The organism is Hungatella sp. SL.1.14 (assembly GCF_024460495.1).
In the GTDB taxonomy this organism is placed as follows: Bacteria; Bacillota; Clostridia; order Lachnospirales; family Lachnospiraceae; genus Hungatella; species Hungatella hathewayi.
On sequence record NZ_JANFYJ010000353.1, the window covers coordinates 1 to 300 of the forward strand.

Genomic DNA, 300 nt, shown 5'->3' on the forward strand with positions numbered 1-300 from the left:
TCCTGTTCCTTCAGCGTGTTTACATAAAACGTCTTCTCTTTTTCCATAGTCTGAAGCATCTCCAGGATCTTCTGATCCCAGTTATCGAAGGTAATATCCTCTGTGATCCTGGAAAAATTCTCATTATAATAGATCCAGCTGAGCAGCTCATATTTATCCTGAAAATGATAATAAAACGTCTGACGGTTTAATCCGCATACCGCGGTAATATCGGCAATTGATATCTTGTCAAACGGCTTTTCCCTGCATACCTGTTTCAGCGCCGCGGCAATCGCTTTTTTTGTAATGAGTGAATCTGAC

The 300-nt window shown here is 41.0% G+C and carries 1 protein-coding gene; it reads right to left on the reverse strand.

Translation table 11 applies throughout. From position 1 onward, the window contains the following. The coding region (locus NE473_RS31325) for a TetR family transcriptional regulator (RefSeq protein ID WP_256265662.1) at positions 1–300 on the reverse strand (300 nt) is incomplete at both ends.